We start from the raw sequence: 18,842 nt of genomic DNA, 5'->3' as shown, positions 1-18,842 counted from the left end.
GACCTTGACTTTGCCCTGCGTGTCGCCGGGCAGTGCCCGGGTGGAGGGGACCTTCATGTCCCAAACCTGGGCGAGACGGGGGGATGGTGACGATGTCACCAGGGAACAGGAAGCCGGGTGCGACCCGGCCGGCGTTCGCCGAACAGGGCGACGGCGGCTACGTGACGTCCCTGCGGGGCCTTGAGGTGCTGCGGGAGCCGCTGCTGAACAAGGGCACGGCGTTCTCGCCGCAGGAGAGGGCTGAACTGGGGCTGGACGGCCTGCTCCCGCCGGTGGTCGAGACGCTCGACGAGCAGGTGCGGCGGTCGTACGCGCAGTATCAGGCCCAGCCGACCGACCTGCTGAAGAACGTCTACCTGGAAGCGCTGCGCGACCGGGACGAGACGCTCTACTATCGGCTGCTGGGCGATCATCTCCGTGAGATGCTGCCCATCGTCTACGACCCGACCGTGGCGCAGGCGATCAAGACGTACAGTCATGAATATCGGCGTCCCCGAGGGGTGTATCTTTCGGTCGATCACCCCGAGGACATCGAGCAGGCCTTCGAAAATCTGGGTTTGGGCCCAGACGACGTCGACCTGATCGTGGCCTCGGACGCCGAGGAGATCCTCGGCATCGGCGACTGGGGTGTGGGCGGCGGCGCCGGCATCGCAGCAGGCAAGCTGGCCGTCTACACGGCCGCGGCGGGGATCGACCCCGACCGTGTCATCCCCGTCGCGCTCGACGTCGGCACCGACAACGAGGCGCTCCTCAACGACCCCACCTACGTGGGCAACCGGCATGCCCGTGTGCGCGGCGGGCGCTACGACGACTTCGTCGACGCCTACGTCGGCGCGGCCACCCGGATGTTCCCGGGCGCGATGCTGCACTGGGAGGACTTCGGGCCCTCCAACGCGCGCCGGATCCTGGAGAAGTACACCGGGCGGATCTGCACGTTCAACGACGACATGCAGGGCACCGGGGCGATCGTGCTGGCCGCCATGCTCGGGGCCGTCAAGGTGTCCGGGGTGCCGATGCGGGATCAGCGGATCGTCGTCTTCGGGTCTGGCACGGCCGGGATCGGGATCGCCGACCAGCTCAGGGACGCGATGATGCGCGACGGGCTGGACCAGGAGACCGCGACGCGGCGCATCTGGCCGGTCGACCGGCAGGGGCTGCTCACCGAGGACATGAAGGATCTGCGGGACTTCCAGGTGCCCTACGCGCGTCCGGCGGGCGAGGGCGGCGACCTGGAGGAGGTCGTCAGGCGGGTCAAGCCGACCATGCTGCTGGGCACCTCGACCGCGCACGGCGCCTTCACCGAGAAGGTCGTGCGGGCGATGGCCGCCGGGGTGGAGCGGCCGATCATCTTCCCGATCTCCAACCCGACCGAGCGGATCGAGGCGATGCCCGCCGACCTGATCGCCTGGACCGACGGCCGCGCTCTGATCGCGACCGGCGTGCCGATCGACCCGATCACGTACAAGGGGATCACCTATGTCATCGGCCAGGCCAACAACGCCATGCTCTACCCCGGGCTGGGACTGGGCGTGGTCGTGTCGCGGGCCCGGCGGGTCAGCCCCGGCATGCTCCAGGCCGCCGCCGAGGCGGTCGGCGGGCTTGTCGACGTCACGCTGCCGGGCGCCTCGCTGCTGCCGCAGGTCGACAACCTGAGGGAGGTCTCGGCCACCGTCGCCGTCGCCGTGGTGAAGCAGGCGGCCGAGGAGCACCTGGCACGGACGGAACTGCGCGACCCGGTCCAGCAGGTCCAGGAGGCCATGTGGCAGCCGTGCTACCGGCCGGTCCGAGCCGGGGAGACGCGATGACGACGCACAAGCCGCGCAACATGCCGATCGGGCTCAGGGCGCGGGGAACCCGTACCGAGAGCGACTCGCTGGGCGAGATCCACGTGCCCGCCGACCACTACTGGGGCGCGCAGACCCAGCGGTCGCTGATCCACTTCGACATCGGCGACGACCACATGCCCAAGGCCGTCTACCACGCGTACGGCTACATCAAGAAGGCCGCCGCGATCGTGAACGCCCGTGCCGGGCGACTGCCGCGGTGGAAGGCCGACGTCATCGTCCAGGTGGCCGACGAGGTGATCGGCGGGAGGCTCGACGACGAGTTCCCCCTGTACGTCTGGCAGACCGGCTCCGGCACCCAGTCGAACATGAACGTCAACGAGGTCATCTCCAACCGGGCGATCCAGCTCCTCGGGGGCGAGCTGGGCAGCAAGGACCCGATCCATCCGAACGACGACGTCAACATGGGGCAGTCGTCCAACGACACCTTCGTCACCGCGATGCATCTGGCCGCCGTACAGGCGATCGAAGGGACCCTGATCCCGGCGGCGCGCCGGCTCAGGGACGACGCCGCCGCCAAGAGCCGGCTGTGGGACGACGTGGTCAAGATCGGCCGCACCCACCTGGAGGACGCCACCCCGCTGACGGTCGGCCAGGAGTGGTCCGGGTACGTCGCCCAGCTGGACGACGCCGTCGACCATCTCGCGACCACCTGCAAGGGGCTCTACCGGCTGGCGGTCGGGGGCACTGCGGTCGGCACCGGCCTGAACGCGCCGCCCGGCTTCGCCGACGAGGTCGCGGCCGAGCTCGCCGGGCTGACCGGCTATCCGTTCGTCGGCGCGCCCAACAAGTTCGCCGCCCAGGCCTCCTGCGACGCGCTGGTGCGGGTCTCGGCGGCGATGCGGGCGCTGGCGGTCCCGCTGTTCAAGTTCGCCAATGACATGCGCTGGCTCGGTTCGGGCCCGCGCACCGGGCTGCACGAGCTGATCCTGCCGGCCAACGAGCCGGGCTCCTCGATCATGCCGGGCAAGGTCAACCCGACCCAGGCCGAGGCGATGCTGATGGTCTGCATCCAGGTGATGGCGTTCGACACGGCGGTCTCGACGGCAGGCGCCGAGGGCAACTTCGAGCTCAACGCCTTCCGCCCGCTGATCATCGACAACGTGCTGCACGCCGCCCGCATCCTGGCCGACATGATCGACCACTTCCGGACGTTCCTCGTTCAGGACGCCCGGCTCGACACCGGGAGGCTGAAGGAGAACATCGAACGCTCGATCATGATGGTGACCGCCCTGAGCCCGGAGATCGGCTACGACCGGGCGGCCAGGATCGCCCACCGCGCGCTCGATGAGGACCTGACGCTCAAGGAGGCCGCGCTGAAGTCGGGCGTCAGCGAGTCGCTGTTCGACCGGGTGGTCGTCCCGGAACAGCTCACCCGGCCGGGATGAGGATCAGCGGGTCGTCGAGGATCTGGTCCACGACCATCCCGGCGGCCCCACGGGACGCCGCCTCGAAGCCCAGTTCCGAGGCCACGATCGTGCACCTGCCCCCGGCCACGGCCCGTCGTTCGAGTTCGGCCTGGGCCGGGGGGATCAGCCGGGAGGCCAGCTGGGCGAAGTAGCCGCCGACCACGATCGCGCGGGGGTTGAACAGGTTCACCAGGATCGAACCGCCGAGGCCCAGCCAGCGGCCCACTTCGGCCAGGGCGTCGAGGGTGCGGGTGTCGCCGGCGGCGGCTGCGGAGGCGATCTGGTTCACCCGGGCCTCGGGGCCCATCGCGGTCGCTCCGGCGGGGTCGAGTGCCGCCAGTCCGACCTTCGTCTCCCAGCATCCGGTCCGGCCGCAGCCGCACCGGGCTCCGCCGGGGTCCACGGGTAAGTGGCCGGTCTCGCCGGAGAAGCCGTCGGCGCCGCGGAGCAGTCGGCCGTCGACGATGATCCCGCCCCCGGCCTCCCCCGTCAGGTAGACCATGTCGGAGGTGCCGGCGGCCACGCCGGAGGTGTATTCGGCCAGGGCCGCCAGGTTGGCGTCGTTGCCCACCCCGACCGTCACGCCCAGTTCGGCGCGCAGCAGGTCGGCCAGGCGCACGTCACGCCATCCGAGGTTGGGCGCGAAGGTCACGGCCCCCTCGGAGACCAGGCCGGGTACGGCCACCACGACCCCCGCCAGGGGACCCATCTCGGCGGAGGCGAGGCGCGCCATGCGCACCAGCTCGGAGAGGCACCCGGAGAAACCGGCGCCCGCCGCGTCGAAGCCCGAGCGGGCCGAGAAGAGGACGCGGCCGCCCAGGTCGCAACCGTGGGCGGCCACATAGTCGACGTTGATCTCCAGGCCCAGCGCCCCCACGTGGGAGCCGTCGAGCGCGACGTCCCGCCTCGGGCGGCCGATGGCGCCGGCCGTCGAGGTGCCCTCCTCCCGGACCAGGCCGAGCGACATGAGCTCGGTCATCAGGGAGGAGACGGTGGCACGGTGAAGACCGGTCGCCTCCACCACATCCGCACGGGAGCAGGTCCCGTGGTCACGCAGGTGCCGGAGCACGCGGGACAGGTTGTCCCTGCGCAGGGTGGCGCGGCCGGTCGTCACGCTAGTCCTGGGCCCTCCCGCCGGCCAACCGGCTGATCATCAGGGCGATCAGGATGATGCCGCCGTACACGAGCTGCTTCCACTCGCCCGGCACGCCCTGGAGGGTCAGGATGTTCTCGACCAGGCCGATCACCAGGACACCGGTGAGGGCGCCGAGGATGGTGCCCTTGCCGCCGTCCATGCTGACGCCGCCGATGACGGCCGCGGCGAAGACCATGAAGATCCAGCCGACGCCCTGGTTGGCGCTGATGCCGCCGAGGCGGCCGGTCTCCAGGATTCCGGCCAGCGCCGCGAGGGCGCCGCCGATGATGAAGACCATCAGGACGACCCGGTCGACCCGGATGCCCGCCGCCTTGGCCGCGTCGGCGTTGCCGCCGATGGCGTAGAGGGCGCGGCCGCCGCGGAAGTAGCCGAGGGCGAACATGCCGATGGCGAACAGGACGCCGGTGATCCAGATCGCGGCGGGCAGGCCGAGCCAGACCGCGCTGCCGAGGTAGAGGAACGACTCGGGCAGGGCGAACAGGCTCTTGCCGCCGGTCAGGCCGAGGTGCAGGCCGTGGACGACGATCAGCATCGCGAGCGTGACGACGAACGCCGACAGCTGGAAGCGCAGGATGAGGAAGCCGTTGAAGGCGCCGATCAGGGCGCCGATCAGCAGGCACAGCGGCACGGCCAGCGCGGCCGGGAGGCCGAGGCCGAAACCGCCGTCGCCGGTGGCGATGACGAGCATCACCGCGACGGCGGGGGCCATGCCGACGATGGACTCCAGCGACAGGTCGAACTTGCCGGCGATCAGGATGAGAGCCTCGGCCAGCACGACCAGGGCCAGCGCCGACTGCTGCTGGAGCACGTTCGTCAGGTTCCCCATGGTGAGGAACACCGGGTCGATGATCGAACCGACGATCAGCAGCACCACGATGACCGGAACCAGCGTCAGGTCGCGGAACCTGCTCAGCCGGAAGGCCGGCCGCGCGGCGGCGGCCGGCGCGGGGCCGGAGCCGTTCGCCGACGCCGCCGCCGTCTTCGGCAGTGTCGGGGCGGGGCGCCCCTGCCGATCAGTCATGACGAAACACCCTCCATAGCGGCCACGAGGTCGTTGTCCGACCATCCGCGTGGCACGTCCTTGATGACCCGGCCGTGGAACATCACCAAAACCCGGTCACAGATTCGCAGGTCGTCGAGTTCGTCGCTGACCAGTACGGCTCCGGCACCCCGCGTCGCCGCGTCCTCGACCGAGCCGAGCAGCGACTGCTTGGCCTTGACGTCGACGCCGGCGGTGGGGTTGATGACGACCAGCGCGGCCGGGTCGTCGACGAGGGCTCGGGCCATCACGACCTTCTGGGCGTTGCCGCCCGACAGGTCGCCGACCGGCTGGTCGGGACCCTCGGTCTTGATGTCGAGCTCCTGGATCATGGTCCGGGCGCGGGCCCGGCGCTTGTCGGGCGAGACGAACCCGAAGCGGCCGAGCTTCCCGGCGATCGGCATGGTCGCGTTCTCGCCGACCGACAGCAGGGCGACGAAGCCCTCGTGGTGCCGGTCCTGCGGGACGAAACCGACGCCGGCGGCCAGCGCCGACGGGACGTCGCCCGGCTTGGGCTCGGTGCCGTTGACGATGACGGTCCCGCTGTCGGCGCGGCGCAGCCCGACCAGGGTCTCGGCCAGGCCGATCTTGCCGCTGCTGCCCGATCCGGCCAGGCCCACGATCTCGCCGGCCTTCACGGTCAGGTCGACGTCGTGGAAACGGCCCGCGGAGTTGAGGCCGCGCGCCTCCAGGACGACCTTGGCCCCGGCGTCGATCTTCCGGGCCCTGGCCTCGTAGGTCACGGCGTGCTCGCCGGTCATCGCGGCCACCAGCGCGTCGTGCGGGAGTTCGCTGACGGAGCTGGTGACGATGTGGCGGGCGTCGCGGAAGACGGTGACGCTCTGGCAGACCTCGTACACCTCTTCGAGGTGGTGCGAGATGAACATCATGGTGACGCCCTGCTCGCGCAGGTCGCGCATGCGGTCGAAGAGGCGTCCGATGGCCGGGCCGTCGAGCTGGGCGGTCGGCTCGTCGAGGATGATGAACCGCGCGCCGAAGGAGAGCGCACGGGCGATCTCGACCAGCTGCCGCTGCTCGACGCCCAGGTCGCCGGCGAGCCCGAACGGGTCGACGTCGACGTGGTACTGCTCGAGCAGGGCGACGGCGCGGGCGCGCATCGCGCGCCAGTTGATGACCTTGCCGTCGGTCTGGCGGTTGACGAAGAGGTTCTCGGCCACGGTCAGCGCGGGGATGATCGTGGACTTCTGGTAGACGCAGGCCACTCGGGCCTTCCACGCGTCGCGGTCGGCGATCGGCGGAGCCGCTTCGCCCGCGAACCGGACCTCACCCGCGTCGGGCCGCTGCAGGCCGGTCAGGATCGACACGAGGGTCGACTTCCCGGCGCCGTTGCGGCCGATCAGGGCGTGCGTCTCGCCCTGCTGGATGGTGAGGCCCGCGTCGTTGAGTGCGACGGTGGGGCCGAAGCGCTTGGTGATGCCGAGCGCCTCGACCGCCGCCGCTTTCGATGAGGTCGTCATCTACGAGACCTGGTTGCCCCAGAGGTTGGGGTCATCCACGTTCTCCTTGGTGATCAGCGGCGCGGGCAGCTGGTCCTCAAGGCCGTTCGGGAGCTGGATGATGTTGCTCTCGTGGTCGGTCGGGCCGGGCTGGAAGGTCTTGCCCTCCAGAGCGGCCTTCGCGTAGAAGACGGCGTACTTGGCGTAGAGGTCGGCCGGCTGCGAGACGGTCGCGTCGATCTCGCCGGCGCGGATGGCCTCGAACTCGGCCGGGATGCCGTCGTTGGAGACGACGAAGATGTGCTTGGGGTCCTCGGGCTTGACCAGCAGGCCCTTGGCCTTCAGGACCTGGAGGGTCGGGGCCAGGTGCACACCGCCGGCGTGCATGTAGATGCCCTTGATGTCCGGGTTCTGCTCGAGGCGGGTCTGCAGCATGGACGCGGCCTTGCTGCCCTCCCACTCGGTCGGCTCCTCGAAGACGGTGATCTCCGGGAACTTCTCCTTCATGCAGTCGCGGAACGCCTCGGCGCGGTCACGGCCGTTGATGGAGGCCAGCGCGCCCATGAGCTGGACGACCTTGCCCTTGCCACCGAGCTGCTCACCGAGGAACTCACACGCCTTGGTGCCGTAGGCGCGGTTGTCGGCGCGCACGACCATGTAGACGTTGCCCTTGTCGGGGCGGGTGTCGACGGTCACGACCGGGATCTTCTTGGTCGCGAGCTGGTCGAGGGTCGAGGCGATGGCCCCGGTGTCCTGGGGTGCCATGATGATCGCCTTGGCGCCCTGGCTGACCAGCGCCTGGGTGTTGGCGACCAGCTTCGCGACGTCGTTCTGCGAGTTGGTCGGCGGCATCAGCTCGACGCCGTCCTTCGTGGCGAGCTCCGGCACGTACTTGTTGTAAGAGTTCCAGAAGTCGGAGTCGGCGCGCGGGAAGTCCACGCCGACCTTGCCACCGGCGGCGGCCGCGGGGGCGGTCTCACCGGGAGCGGCGCTGGCCGCGGGCTCAGCGGTGTCGGACGTGCCACACGCGGCCAGGCCCAATGCGAGCACGGCGGCGCTGGCGGCGACGGACAGAAGTTTCATGCCGATCGGCCTTTCAGGACAGGGGGGTGATTGACGGAGGAGGTTCTGCGCGCCTCCGCCGCCGGGGCGTTCTGGGCCACTGCGCTGGTCCAGTACTGACCCCAGGGATAGGTGAACGCGGCGAGCGACTCAGGTCGCATCGCCGAGCTGAATCCAGCTGCTTCGGGCGCCACGTAGCTGCCGTCCCGGATGACCACCGGGTCGGTGAAGTGCTCGTGCAGGTGGTCGATGTACTCGATCACCCGGCCCTCCTTCGACCCGCTGACGGCGACGAAGTCGAACATGGCCAGGTGCTGGACCAGCTCGCACAGCCCCACTCCGCCCGCGTGCGGGCAGACGGGGATGCCGAACTTGGCGGCCAGCAGCAGGATGGCGATGTTCTCGTTGACGCCTCCGACGCGGGCCGCGTCGAGCTGCAGGTAGGAGATGGCCTCCGACTGGAGGAGCTGCTTGAACACGATGCGGTTCTGCACGTGCTCCCCGGTGGCGACCGGAACGGGTGCGACCGCGCGGGCGATCGCGGCGTGGCCGAGCATGTCGTCCGGGCTGGTGGGTTCCTCGACCCACCAGGGGTCGAACTCGGTCAGCGCCTTCACCCAGTGGATCGCGTCGGAGACATCCCATCTCTGGTTGGCGTCGATCGCGATCGGGAAACCGTCGCCGCAGACCTCACGGGCGATCCGCATGCGGCGGATGTCGTCGTCGAGGTCGGCGCCGACCTTCAGCTTGATCTGCGTGAAGCCCTCGTCGAGGGCCTCCTTGCAGAGGCGCCGAAGCTTTTCGTCGTCGTAGCCGAGCCAGCCCGGCGACGTCGTGTATGCGGGGTAACCCTGCTCCCGCAGGAGGGCGACGCGGTCGGCCCGGCCCGGCTGCGCGGCGCGGAGGATCTCCAGCGCCTCGTCGGGGGTGAGCGCGTCGGTGATGTAGCGGAAGTCGACCAGGGAGACGATCTCTTCCGGGCTCAGCTCGGCGAGCAGCAGCCAGAGCGGCTTGCCCTCGCGGCGGGCCTTGAGGTCCCACAGGGCGTTCATGACGGCGGAGATCGCCATGTGCATGACGCCCTTCTCCGGCCCCAGCCAGCGCAACTGCGAGTCGCCGATCAGGTCACGGTAGACGGCGCCCAGGTCGGAGCAGTCGCGGCCGACGATGTGACCGTCCAGCGCCTTGATCGCGGCGGTCTGCACGTCGTTGCCGCGGCCGATCGTGAACGCGAATCCGTGTCCCTTCTCGTCCTCGTCGGTCCGCAGCACCACGTAGGCCGCCGAGTAGTCGGGGTCGGGGTTCATCGCGTCGGAACCGTCGAGCTCGGTCGAGGTCGGGAACCGGATGTCGTGCGTCTCCAGGGAGATGACCCTCATGCGAGCTCCAGACACATCCGATTAATGTAAGAGACCGGCGCTACCGCCGGGTGGTCGTATTCGAAAGCCTTTCGAGATAAAGATCCGATTAATTTGCGGACACGGTCCCTTCCGGGGCCATGGACCGATCCCTGGCGGGACCAGAATTCCGCAGGTCGCCGCCGGGGGGAAGACCCCAGGGCCACCTTCACGGTTACTCTCCAGACATCCGATGTTTGGTTCTCAAGAAGAATGCCCCGCATGTTACAGACATGTCAATAGCCGCAACGAGAAAGAGATCCGATGATTTCGAAGGGCCGCGACCGACCTCGCGGTCGATCGCGGCCCCCCGTCTGACCTGCTTAGACGCCGTAGACGTCAAACTCCCAGAGGGAGTAGCCGTACTGCGTCAGGGCCCGTTGCGTCCCGTAAATACGGACGTAACGTCCGGTGCCGGACACGGTGAGGTCGTCGACCCCGCCATCCGACGCGGTTTGGGTGTTCAGGACCGTCCAGGAGCTGTTGTCATTGGAGGTCTCCACCCGGTACTGCCGCCCGTAGGCCGCCTCCCACTGGAGCCGGACCCGGGAGATGGACCGGCTCTGGCCGAGGTCGACGGTGATCCACTGCGGGTCGGCGTAGAGGCTGGACCACCGCGTGGCGGTGTTCCCGTCGACCGCGTTGGCCGCGACGTTCGCCCCGGCCTCCGTGCTCGACACCGTCACCGGGCGGCTCCTCGACAGCAGCGTGGGCGTTCCGGTGGCCGGCGTGCCGTAGACGTTGAGGTCCCACAGCGAGTAGCCGTATTGGGTCAGCGCGCGCTGCGTCCCATATATACGGACATATCGCCCCGTCCCTGACACGCTGAGGTCGTCGACCCCGCCATCCGACGCCGTCTGGTTCGACAGCACCGTCCAGGTCGAATTGTTCGGCGAGACCTCCACCCGATAAGCACGGCCGTAGGCGGCCTCCCAGTTCAGCCTGACCCGGTTGACGTTGTAGGACGCCCCCAGGTCCACCGTGATCCACTGCGGGTCGGCGCCGTAGAGGCTGGACCAGCGGGTCGCGCCGTTGCCGTCGACCGCGTTGGCCGCGACGTTCGCCCCGGCCTCCGTGCTCGACACCGTCACCGGCTTGCCCTGCGCCAGATCGGAACCGCCGCCGCCCACGGGCGTCGAGACGCCCGGCCCGGTGAAGGTGTAGCTGTCGACGTCGAACACGGCCGTGCCGGCGGTGCCGGAGAAGGTCAGGTAGAGGTCGTGCGTGCCGGTCGGGGCCGACACGGGCGCGGTGAGCTCCACGTAGTTGTCCCAGCCGCCGGTGCTCGTCACGTTGATGCTCGCGACGACGGGGCCGGTCGGGGAGTCGTACCGGAAGGAGAGCACTCCCCCGGCGTTGGCGGTGGAGACGCGGGCCTTCACGCCGGTGATGCCCTGGAGGTTGACCCCGTGGTGGCGGACCCACTCACCGGGCTGGATGTCGCCGAGCCGCTTGCCGCCCTCGGCCTGGGCCTGGTCGACGACGCGCGGGCCGTTGAGCGTGACGTAGTGCTCGGCCTGCCACTGCTTGGGCCACAGGGTGATCTCCCGCTCACCGGTGAGCGGGACGCTCCCCTGGTCGGTGTAGGAGGCCCTGATGACCCAGAAGAGCACCGAGTCGGGACCGGCGTGCACCGGGCCGACGTCGAAGGAGGCGCCGCAGCCGGTGCCCTGTCCCTCCTCGTGGGCGTGTTCCTGGTGCCCCAGCGCGGCCCGGACGACCACGTTGGCGCACGGGATCGTGCCGTCCTGCGCGTCGGTGGCCGAGGCGGAGGCGGTCAGGCGCTCGTCCCACGAGAACAGGCCGCCGTTGGGCAGCCCGCCGACGTTCACGACGGGCCGGTTGTTGCCCACCACGACCGGGATCAGGACGGTGCCGGTCATGGTCCCGTCGCTGACGGTCAGCCGGGCTCTCTTGTCGCCGTTGGTCGTGTACGTATAGGTCGGGTTCGCCGTCGTGGAGTCGGTGGTGCCGTTGTTGTCGAAGTCCCACGCGTAGGTGAGCGGGTTGCCGTCGGGGTCGTTGCTGCCCGCGCTGGAGAACTGCACGGTCAGCGGCGCGAGCCCGTTGTCGACGTTCGACGTGGCCACCGCGACCGGCGACCGGCCGCCCTGCACGTAGTTGATCTTCACCAGGGCGGCGTCGGCCGCGCCGGAGAAGTAGCCGCTGCCGTACTCCAGGAGATAGAGCGACCCGTCGGGCCCGAACTCCATGTCGATGGGGTGGACGAAGGGCATCCCGGCGAGGACAGGTTCGATGATCGTCGGGGTGCCCGTCACCGGGTTGCCGTTGCTGAACTGGACTTCCTTGATCCAGTTACGGCAGTACTCGGTGATGATCAGCTTGTTGTCGTAGTACTGCGGCCACTTCACCGCGCTGTTGAGGTTCGGGTTGTAGTGGTAGACCTCGGCGTGGTTCGGCGAGCCGCAGCCGCCGGGGTTGTCGAGGGCCGGCCACTCCTTGCTGCCGCCGTGCTGCTCCCACACCAGCGCCGGCTTGGTCGGCGGAAGCTGCTGGAGACCGGTGTTGCGCGGCGAGTTGTTGACCGGTCCGGTGGTGCCGCCGCAGGGGAACCAGCCGCGCGGCGCGTTGGCCGCGAAGTCCCAGTCGTTGTAGGCGACGTTCGGGCCGCCGCAGTAGGGCCAGCCGTAGTTGCCCGCGCCGGTGGCGCGGTTGTACTCGTCGTAGGCGGCCGGTCCCCGGTTGGCGACGGTCGCGCCGGCGTCCGGCCCGACCTCGCCCCAATAAAGGGTGTTGCCGGCCTGCTTGTCGACCCAGATCCGGTACGGGTTGCGCGTCCCCATGATGTAGATCTCGGGCCGCGTCTGCGCCGTGCCGGCCGCGAAGAGGTTGCCCGAGGGGATCGTGTAGGTGCCGTTGGCCTCCGGGTGGATGCGGTTGATCTTGCCCCGGAGGTCGTTGGTGTTGCCCGACGTGCGCTGCGCGTCGTACTGGGGGTTGCGGCTGGTCCGCTCGTCGATCGGCGCCATGCCGGCCGAGTCGCCGCCGGAGTTGGTGTTGTCGCCGACCGCGAAGTAGAGGTTGCCGTTGCTGTCCCAGGTCATCGACCCGGCCGAGTGACAGCAGAGGTCACGCTCGGTCGGCCACTCGATGATCATGTCTTCGGTGCCGGCCGGGAGCGTGTTGTTCGCGGTGTTGAAGGTGAACCGGGAGATCCGGTTCACCAGCGGGGTCACCTTGGGTGAGTAGAAGAGGTAGACCCAGCGGTTGGTCGCGAAGTTCGGGTCGAGGGTGATGCCGATGAGGCCGTCCTCGAACCGGGCGTCGAGCTGGACGGTCAGCGCGACCGTCGTCGACTGCGTGGCCGGGTTGTAGAGGCGGACCTGGCCGCCCCCGGCGGTGGTGCCCCGGTTGATGTACAGCACCTTGCCGTCGGGCAGGACCGACAGTTCGATGGGCTCGCCCATCGACAGTCCGCTGTCGAGCCGGACCTTCTCGAATCCGCTCGTGGGTGGTGGCGCCGCGTGGGCGGCCTGGACGGGCACCAGCGCGACGACGACCATGGCCAGCGTGACCAGGATCGCGCGCAGGCGCGATGAACCTGACATGGATGCTCCAATGCAGGAACGGATGGGGACGAAACGGCGGGACGCTGGTCACCGAACCCCGCCGATAGATGAACGCACCGATGACCACTCGCCACAAGCGGTCACCGGCGCGCTTACTGCCCCTGTGCTAGAGAGCGACTAGATCGAATTGCTCCCAGGGTCCGATAGACGCACGGTTGGTGACAAGGTTCTGCGCCCCGCCGCCTTCCGCGCACACGTACTGGCTGTTGACCGTGGCCCTCAGGGAGACCGATCCGTTGGAGTTGTTCACCACGGTGAAGGTCTCCCACGACCCGGCCGAAGGCCGGTCGGCCAGCAGCGGCACGGTGCCGCCGCCACCCTGGTTGGTCACGTAGAGGTTGTTGGCCACCGACCGCAGGGCGATGTTGCCGCCGCCCAGGTCGACCCGGACGAACTGCTCGGTCGCCCCCGCCGTCGTCTTGTTGGCGATCAGCGGCGTGGTCGCGTTGGCGGCCGAGACGAACAGGTTGTTGGCCCGCGAGCGCAGCGTGACCGTGCCGGCCGGCGGATTGCCGCCGCCCGTGGTCACCCGGACCGCGTCGATCATGCCCACCGACGTGGTCTTGTTGACCACCCGGAGCGTGTGCTGGCCGCTGGTCAGGCCGGTCTTGGCGTAGACCACCTGCTGCGCCTGCCTGTTGCCGCTCGCGTTGAGGTTCACGTTCTGCTGGAACACGTTGTCGATGTAGACGTCGATGTTCCCCATGTCGGAGAACCGTTCCGAGAGGATCTCGATGCCGGTGCCGGTGAACGTGTAGGTGGCGGCGGCGTTGACGGTGGTGCTGTGGTGCGTGTCGTCGTTGTAGTCGCCGTACCCGCGAGCCGTGGTCAGGTGCCAGTTCGCGTCGTAGGTCAGCTCGGTGTTGTTGATCAGGCCGCCGCCACCGCCGCCACCGGGGGTCCCGATGCCGAGAGTGGACGCGGTGCCGCTCAGCGACTTCACCGCCTGGTTGGCGGTGCCGGTGAGCTGGGTGTAGCCGTAGGCGGAGAGCAGCTTGGCGGTGCGCTCCACGACGTAGTTCGTGTTGGCGGCGGTCGCGAAGCTGACCTCGGCGGCCGAGCTGGTGGTGATGATCGCGTTGTCGGACGTACGGCGGACGCGGACCTGCTGGGTGCCCCAGGGGTTCACCACGGTGGCCTGCTTGCCGTGCAGGGACCTGATGCCGACGTACTTGGTCTCGTTGCCCTCGCGCTCGGAGCTGACGATGAAGCCGTCCTTGGCCAGCAGCGAGAACTTGCCGATGAAGGAGGAGCTGCTCGGCGCGGCAGGGAAGACGCGGATCTTGTCGTTGTACGACTGCATCAGCGACTCGTTCATGGCCGCCATGTGCACACCGTGGTACTCGAACACACCGTTGGTGTTGTTGGTGAAGCTGTTCGGGTAGTTCTGGTAGCGCTGCGCCATCGTCTTCATGCCCTGGAAGGTCTGGTCGCCCAGTCCCAGGCGGGCGGCCTGGACCGCGTCGTTGGCCCACACGTTGCCGTAGGGGTGCGGACGCACGTTCCAGGTGTTCAGCGCCGTCGAGTAGTCGGAGGCGCCGATGCCGGTCAGGTTGTACGGCCAGATCATCTCCGCGGAGACGTTCTCGTTGTTGCGGGTCTGCGAGATCGGCGGCTGGTGCGGCTGGTAGGCGTTGTTGACCACCGAGTAGGGCACCAGGTTGTTCAGGATGTTCTGCAGCTCGGTGCGGAGCGTCGCGTCGACGCCGAGCTGGTTGGCCACCTGGATCGTCACCGGGAACAGGCTGCGGATCGCCGTCAGGTCCGTGAGCGCGTTCTGGACGTTCCAGTACGTCTCGTGGGCGTTGGAGTTGGCGATGTAGTACTGGCCGGTGGACGCGTTACGCGACACGAAGCTCCGGTAGAACTTCGCGGCCTCGCGCATGAACGGGTAGGCCGTGTTCGCCAGGTAGGTCGCGTCGTTGGTGTACCGGTAGCGCAGGTACATGTTGTACGCGGCCTCGGCGGCGGTCGACATCGTGTTCTTGGTGTAGTCGGAGTTGATGGTGCCGCGCGCGTTGCCGTCCCAGCCGTAGGTCTCCGGGAGCCAGATGCCGTCGATGCCGTATCTAGTCTGCGTGTACGACTTCAGCGCGTTGTAATTCCTCGAATGGAGGTTGTTGAACACGTCCATCAGATCGATGTGGTTGGACGCGTAGAACGAGTAGTACACGTGGCGCATGTTCCAGTACCAATACGCGTTCGACCACTTCGACTGGTCTCCGGTGGCACGGAAGACCCCGTTGATGAAGTGGAACGGGTAGTTGCCATACCCGCCGGCCGCGACGATGTACGTGCTCAGGTAGTAGAAGTTCTCCAGGTAGTCGTTGTCGGCGGAGCCGCCGTACTGGACGAACGACTTGGCCCAGAAGTTGTGCCAGAAGTTCTTGTAGTTGGTCAGCGTCGTGGCCGTCCCGGCCGACTTCACATTGGCCAGCTGGTTGCGCGCCTGCTGGACCGAGTTGGCCGAGGGAGCGTTCTTCCGCGACGCGGCGGTGTACCAGATCGTGTAGTCGCTGTCGGCGGTGATGCTCAGCCGGACCGTGCGCCCGTTGACCGTCGAGGTCGTGTAGTTGGCGCCTTCGACGGTGGCGGCGAAGGTGTAGCCGAAACCGTTCGCGTCGGTCTGGCCGCGGCTGAAGCCGGCGACCGAGGAGTCGTTGAACGTCGAGACCGTCCGCCAGGTGTTCAGGTCCGGCGTGTCGGCGATGTTCTGGACCGTGCTGGGGTCCCATAAGCCGAGGTCGACCGTGGTGGCGCCGACGCCGGCCCGGGAGTCCTCGACGCGGATGCCCATGACCTCGGAGCCGGGCTGGCCCAGGATCGTCACGGTGCGGTTGTTGTCGTACTTGGTGGTCAGCGTGCCGTCGTACAGGTTCAGCCGCTGCTGGTAGGTCGTGTAGTTGCTCTCCAGCCCGGGGCTCGTGTTCAGGGTCAGCGTGCCGGCCGCGTAGGTCGACTGCTGCGCCAGGTCGGCGCCCGACACCTGCATGGTGATGCCGTTCTGGCTCCAGACCATGGCACCGGTCTTGCCGTTGCCGACCGTCAGCCCGTAGTTCGGGTTGGTGTTCGGCCGGTTGTACACGACGTCGTGCTTGGACAGGTAACCGCCGTAGTTGACGTTCAGCGCGCCGGCCGACTGGTCGAAGGCGTGGTCGGTCGTGGACGCCAGCGCGGGCGCCGTCACCACTCCCGAAGCCGCCAGTCCGCCGACGAGCGCCAGGGCGGGGAGCGCTCTCAGAAATCTCATGTCATCGATCTCCTGGTCACCACAGCAGATTTGGGGGGTGCGTCCCTCTGACAGGGGAGCCGCCGGGCTCCCTTACCGGCGATCGGCGACCGGTAGGAGACAGCCCGACGGCCCCTCTGCGCAGACACAGGCCCGACTCGCACTGTTACCAAGTCGGGACTGTCAGGCGCAGTTAACATTGGATGTCTTCGGGCGTCAATAGGTTGTCCCAAAGTCCACTGAATCCCCAAAACCGATCAAGAATCCCCGTACAGACCGGCTATCAGCCAGTTTTTATGTCGGGTACGACAAGAAACTCCGCCGGACCGGTCCCAAATACCTCCGATGTCTTGAGATCGTTATCCTCCGTTGACGGTGTCAGGTCCCGTGTGCGAGCCTTCGAACAGTCGGCATGCGAGTGGCTCCGTATGCCTGCGAACACTTTTCCTCATCCATTCGAGTAGCGGTCGGCGCGCGCTCTGCGAAGCACAGTTTGGAGTCACAGGCATGCGCCGACTACTCATGGCCCTTCTCGGGGCCGTCCTCTCCGCGAGCGCGCTCTCCGCCGTCCCGACCGCGGCGGACGCGGCCCCGCTCACCAAGGTCCTGGTGTTCAGCAAGACCGCCGGGTTCCGGCACGACTCGATCCCGGCCGGCATCACCGCGATCCAGCAACTGGGCGCGGCCAACGGGTTCACCGTGACGGCCACCGAGGACGCCGCCCAGTTCACCACGGCCAACCTGGCCCAGTTCCAGGCGGTCATCTGGCTCTCCACCACCGGTGACGTGCTGAACGCGGCCCAGCAGACGGCCTTCCAGTCCTACATCGCCGGTGGCGGCGGCTACGTCGGCGTGCACGCGGCGGCCGACACCGAATACGACTGGTCCTGGTACGGCGGCCTCGTCGGCGCCTACTTCGCCAGCCACCCGGCCAACCAGAACGCGGTCGTCAAGGTCGAGGACCGGTCGAACGTGTCGACCTCGCACCTGCCCTCGTCGTGGACCCGGCTGGACGAGTGGTACAACTACCGGACCAATCCCCGGTCGGTGGCCCGCGTCCTGGCCTCGCTCGACGAGTCCACGTACAGCGGCGGTTCGATGGGCGGCGACCACCCGATCACCTGGTGCCAGAACTACGGCGGCGGGCGGAGCTGGTACACCGGCATGGGGCACACCCAGGAGACCTTCGCCGACACCAACTTCCGGCAGATGCTCCTCGGCGGGATCCAGATCGCGGCCGGGTTCCGGACGGCCGACTGCCGTCCCGAGACCGGCTACACCCCGCTGTTCGACGGGACCCAGACCAGCCTCAACCAGTGGCGCCAGGCGGGACCGGGCGGCTTCACCCTCGCGAACGGCACCCTGACCTCGTTCGGCGGCATGGGCCTGCTCTGGTATCCGGTCTCCACCTTCGCGAACTACTCGCTGAAGGCCGACTGGATGATGCCGGGCGACGACAACGGCGGCGTCTTCATCGGCTTCCCCGACCCGCTGGGCGACCCGTGGAAGCCGGTCGACCAGGGCCACGAGATCCAGATCGACGCCACCGACGCCGACCCGTCGCGCACCACCGGCTCGGTCTACAGCCTGTCGGCCCCCAACGCGGCGCTCCGTGACGCCGCGCTGAACCCGCCGGGGTCGTGGAACGCCTACGAGATCAAGGTGACCGGCACCCGCGTCGAGATCTGGCTCAACGGCGTCAAGATCAACGACTACACCAGCGCCCGCGCGATCCAGAACGGCTACGTCGGCCTGCAGAACGACGGCGCCGGCCTCGACATCAACTACCGCAACATCCGCGTCAAGGGCGACGGCGGCACCACCCCGCAGCCCACCGACCTGGCCCGGGGCAAGACCGTGACCGCCTCCAGCGTGGAGGCAGGCAGCGCCCACGCCGCGGCCAACGCCGTCGACGGCAACACCGCGACCCGCTGGGGCTCGGCCTACGCCGACCCGCAGTGGATCACGGTCGACCTGGGCGCCTCCTACAACGTCAACCGGGTCAGGCTGAACTGGGAGGCCGCCTACGGCCGTCAGTACCGGGTCGAGGTCTCCCCCGACAACGCCACCTGGACCACCGTCAGCACCCAGACCGCCGGTGACGGCGGCATCGACGACCTGACCGTGTCGGGGACCGGCCGTTATGTGCGGGTGTACGGCACCCAGCGCGCCCTCACCGCCTACGGTTACTCGTTGTGGGACCTGAACGTCTTCGGCACCCCCGCGACGGGCAACCCCCAGCCGGCGCTGCTGTCCCGCGGCCGCCCGGTCACCGCCTCCAGCGTGGAACCGAACAGCGCCCACGCGGCGGCCAACGCCGTCGACGGCAACACCGCGACCCGCTGGGGCTCGGCCTACGCCGACCCGCAGTGGATCACGGTCGACCTCGGCCAGAGCCGCACCGTCACCCGGGTCCGCCTCCAGTGGGAGGCCGCCTACGGTCGGCAGTACCGCGTGGAGACCTCCCCCGACAACGCCACCTGGACGACCGTCAGCACCCAGACCGCCAGTGACGGCGGCGTCGACGACCTCACGGTCAACGGCACCGGCCGCTACGTCCGGGTGTACGGCACCCAGCGCGCCCTGCCCGCCTACGGTTACTCGCTGTGGGAGTTCGACGTCTACGGCTCCTGACCCCTGAAGCGGCCCCCTCGTCTTG

Annotated in this window: 10 protein-coding genes; 3 read left to right on the top strand and 7 right to left on the bottom strand. The window is 68.6% G+C overall.

Annotation, left to right across the window (positions count from 1 at the left end; all coding sequences use genetic code 11):
- Nucleotides 1-92 precede the first annotated feature (92 nt).
- Together AW272_RS29885 and AW272_RS29880 are read left to right on the top strand one after the other, a co-directional pair.
- Nucleotides 93-1,805, top strand: coding sequence for an NAD-dependent malic enzyme (locus AW272_RS29885; RefSeq protein WP_218011123.1), 1,713 nt, complete (start codon nt 93-95; stop codon nt 1,803-1,805).
- Nucleotides 1,802-3,232, top strand: coding sequence for a class II fumarate hydratase (locus AW272_RS29880; RefSeq protein ID WP_066372228.1), 1,431 nt, complete (start codon nt 1,802-1,804; stop codon nt 3,230-3,232). Before AW272_RS29885 ends, AW272_RS29880 begins: the two co-directional genes overlap by 4 nt.
- On the opposite strand, the gene AW272_RS29875 is transcribed toward AW272_RS29880, so the two are convergent.
- The 7 genes from AW272_RS29875 to AW272_RS29845 all read right to left on the bottom strand — a co-directional run bounded on the left by AW272_RS29875 (nt 3,216) and on the right by AW272_RS29845 (nt 16,204).
- Nucleotides 3,216-4,367, bottom strand: a complete 1,152-nt coding sequence (locus AW272_RS29875; RefSeq protein ID WP_066372226.1) for an ROK family transcriptional regulator — start codon at nt 4,365-4,367, stop codon at nt 3,216-3,218. The genes AW272_RS29880 and AW272_RS29875 overlap by 17 nt on opposite strands.
- A 1-nt stretch (nt 4,368) precedes the next feature.
- Nucleotides 4,369-5,430, bottom strand: a complete 1,062-nt coding sequence (locus tag AW272_RS29870) for an ABC transporter permease (protein ID WP_083958806.1) — start codon at nt 5,428-5,430, stop codon at nt 4,369-4,371.
- Nucleotides 5,427-6,926: a sugar ABC transporter ATP-binding protein gene (locus AW272_RS29865; RefSeq protein WP_066372223.1), complete on the bottom strand. Its 1,500-nt coding sequence runs from the start codon at nt 6,924-6,926 to the stop codon at nt 5,427-5,429. The genes AW272_RS29870 and AW272_RS29865 overlap by 4 nt, the downstream gene beginning before the upstream one ends.
- Nucleotides 6,927-7,988 (bottom strand): sugar ABC transporter substrate-binding protein, encoded by a 1,062-nt coding sequence (locus AW272_RS29860; protein ID WP_066372222.1) that lies wholly within the window; start codon nt 7,986-7,988, stop codon nt 6,927-6,929.
- Nucleotides 7,985-9,346, bottom strand: coding sequence for an L-fuconate dehydratase (locus tag AW272_RS29855; protein WP_174551869.1), 1,362 nt, complete (start codon nt 9,344-9,346; stop codon nt 7,985-7,987). The genes AW272_RS29860 and AW272_RS29855 overlap by 4 nt, the downstream gene beginning before the upstream one ends.
- A 341-nt stretch (nt 9,347-9,687) precedes the next feature.
- The gene (locus AW272_RS29850) at nt 9,688-12,933 is read right to left on the bottom strand and encodes a discoidin domain-containing protein (protein WP_066372219.1); all 3,246 of its coding nucleotides are present in this window, start codon (nt 12,931-12,933) and stop codon (nt 9,688-9,690) included.
- 127 nt (nt 12,934-13,060) lie between these two features.
- The gene (locus tag AW272_RS29845) at nt 13,061-16,204 is read right to left on the bottom strand and encodes a fascin domain-containing protein (protein ID WP_066372216.1); all 3,144 of its coding nucleotides are present in this window, start codon (nt 16,202-16,204) and stop codon (nt 13,061-13,063) included.
- Between the two features lie 486 nt (nt 16,205-16,690).
- Here AW272_RS29845 and AW272_RS29840 point away from each other — a divergent pair, with 486 nt between their 5' ends.
- The gene (locus AW272_RS29840) at nt 16,691-18,817 is read left to right on the top strand and encodes a ThuA domain-containing protein (RefSeq protein ID WP_083958802.1); all 2,127 of its coding nucleotides are present in this window, start codon (nt 16,691-16,693) and stop codon (nt 18,815-18,817) included.
- Nucleotides 18,818-18,842: the final 25 nt, after the last annotated feature.

This window comes from Herbidospora mongoliensis, assembly GCF_001570545.1.
GTDB classification, from domain to species: domain Bacteria; phylum Actinomycetota; class Actinomycetes; order Streptosporangiales; family Streptosporangiaceae; genus Herbidospora; species Herbidospora mongoliensis.
The sequence above is the reverse complement of the archived record's forward strand: the minus strand, read 5'-3'. Positions and strand labels throughout refer to the sequence as shown.